Genomic DNA, 1,679 nt, shown 5'->3' with positions numbered 1-1,679 from the left:
TGAGAAGCCGTATCTCAACCGATCATGGAACGTGGAGGTCGAACAGGTTTCCCGCACGAGTGATCTCCGGACGGCTGGCGCATGAAGGCAGGGCCTCCTGGTAGCTCGGGGATGCGAATCCATACCGAGTACCCGGAGGCCCTGTTGCCGCAGTTGTACGCGCCTGTGCCCGCTCACTTCAACTCGTCCGACGTGTTGTGCGATTGTCTCGCGCACGTGTACGGCAACGCGGCCGATCATCCCGACCGGAAGCGGCACTACCCCTCGGACATGTCGGACGAGGAGTGGGCGGCGGTCCGTCCTCTGCTGCCGGTCCCGGCCTGGCTGGAGGGCCGGGGTGGGCAGCCCGAGGGCTACTGCCACCGTCAGATGTTGGACGCGATCCGTTACCTCGTCGCTGGCGGGATCTCCTGGCGGTCGATGCCGGTGGACTTCCCCGCCTGGGCCCGGGTCTATGCCTTCTTCCGCCGCTGGCGCGAGAACGAGCTGATCGCGGAGTTCCACGACCGGTTGCGGGAGAATGTGCGAAAGCGGGAAGGCCGCGAGGCGGAACCCAGCGCGGGGATCATCGACGCGCAGTCGGTGAAGGCGGCCGCCTCGGTGCCCGCCGCCTCACGCGGCTACGACGGTGGCAAGCAGGTCAACGGCAGGAAGCGCCACGTGATCACGGATTGCCTCGGTCTGATCCTGGTCGTCGCGGTGACCGCCGCGAACATCGGCGACCGCGAGGCGGCCGTGTCCCTGCTGGCACGGCTGCGGAACCTCCACCGGGACATCACCCTGATCTGGGCCGACGGCGGCTACACCGGCGGCCTGATCGACTGGTGCCGCGAGAAGCTTGCGCTCACCCTCGAGATCGTCAAACGTACCGACGACATGGAGGGGTTCGTGGTGCTGCCCAGGCGGTGGGTGGTAGAGAGGACGCTGAGCTGGTTGATGCATTCGAGGCGTCTGGCCCGGGACTACGAGACCCTGCCCGCGACCAGCGAGGCGATGATCCTGTTCTCGATGATCACTCGGATGGGGCGCCGGCTGGCCCGGCCACGAGCCGCCGTCCGGCACTGAACATCCCCGACGCCTCCAGGAGCAGCCAGCCACGCTCGCCCAGGCGTTTCGCCTTCGAGCGCACTCCTTCGACCTTCGCCGCCACCGTCGTATCGATCCCCAGAGCCTCCGCGATGTCCCTGGCCCGCACCGGCGCACCGCCCGGTCGATCCTGGAGCACATTCAAGATCCGCTGATTGTCCGGCGAGAGGACCGACACCGACAACCCCTCCCGCCACGGCGGCACCACGGCCCCCGGTACCGACACGGCCACGGGCTCAGGACCGGGCTCGGCCGGCGCGGCCTTCTCCCCGCCGTCCTCCACGACGACGACGGTCTCGGCCGCGGAAACGGCCAGGGCATCGACGAGTTCCTCACGCGCGATCACCCGCCGCTCCAGCTCGACCTCGGCGGCCTCCAGCGCCACAGCCGCCAACACCGCGGCCTCCCGCAACTCTTCCGCCCGCACACGGGCAGCCGCCTCGCGCTCCTCCAGCAAACCCAGAATCGACGCCACCACGCACACCTCGACGATCAGACAGAGACAGGACGCGGGATCTCTCCCGCATCCCGCCGGAACCATGCCTGACCAGCGAAAAGTCAACGATCACGTTCGGTTGAGATACGGCTTCTGA

General features: G+C 68.1%; 2 protein-coding genes. One reads left to right on the top strand and one right to left on the bottom strand.

Going from position 1 to position 1,679, the window contains the following annotated elements; translation table 11 throughout:
- Nucleotides 1-111 precede the first annotated feature (111 nt).
- Entirely contained in the window at nucleotides 112-1,065 is a 954-nt protein-coding gene (locus ACIBA9_RS38145) for an IS5 family transposase (protein WP_399370379.1), read from the top strand.
- Here ACIBA9_RS38145 and ACIBA9_RS38140 read toward each other — a convergent pair.
- Nucleotides 1,013-1,627 carry a hypothetical protein gene (locus ACIBA9_RS38140; RefSeq protein ID WP_399370377.1) on the bottom strand — a complete coding sequence of 205 codons (615 nt, stop codon included), beginning with the start codon at nucleotides 1,625-1,627 and terminating at the stop codon, nucleotides 1,013-1,015. The genes ACIBA9_RS38145 and ACIBA9_RS38140 overlap by 53 nt on opposite strands.
- Between the last annotated feature and the right edge of the window lie 52 nt (nucleotides 1,628-1,679).

Source organism: Streptomyces sp. NPDC051452 (genome assembly GCF_044454765.1).
Lineage (GTDB): Bacteria > Actinomycetota > Actinomycetes > Streptomycetales > Streptomycetaceae > Streptomyces.
Note: the sequence above shows the minus strand (reverse complement) of the source record. Positions and strands in the feature narration are given on the sequence as shown.

Bases quoted from the DNA above. Each gene is read 5' to 3' on its own strand.
- ACIBA9_RS38145 (WP_399370379.1), top strand. From the start codon at position 112: ATGCGAATCCATACCGAGTACCCGGAGGCCCTGTTGCCGCAGTTGTAC.
- ACIBA9_RS38140 (WP_399370377.1), bottom strand. From the start codon at position 1,627: ATGGTTCCGGCGGGATGCGGGAGAGATCCCGCGTCCTGTCTCTGTCTG.